The sequence below is a fragment of the Stenotrophomonas sp. SrG genome (genome assembly GCF_050031795.1).
Lineage (GTDB): Bacteria > Pseudomonadota > Gammaproteobacteria > Xanthomonadales > Xanthomonadaceae > Stenotrophomonas > Stenotrophomonas rhizophila_A.
Map to the genome: position 1 here is coordinate 1 of NZ_JBNBBE010000801.1, position 245 is coordinate 245.

The following is a 245-nucleotide window of genomic DNA, read 5'->3' on the forward strand; positions in this document are numbered from 1 at the left end:
TCCACTGGCGCTCCGTGGCCTCCCGCCCCGACGGGAAGGACGACAGCGTGGTCTGCGACGGCCCGCACGTGCTGCGGCTGTCCGAGCGAATCAACGGGGGAGGGTGGTGTGCCAACCTCAACACTCAGCGGCCAGAGCGGGAGCGCTGGACCACGCGGGAATGCACCAGCGACGAGCAGGGAAAGGCAGGCGCGGTGCTCTGGGTCATCCGACACCAGGCCCGGCTACGGGCGGAGATCGACCGG

At 70.6% G+C, this 245-nt stretch carries 1 pseudogene; it reads left to right on the forward strand.

The annotated features are described in order from the left end of the window. Positions 1–14: 14 nt before the first annotated feature. Positions 15–245: pseudogene (locus ACQG3P_RS21765) on the forward strand (hypothetical protein); the annotation flags it as partial.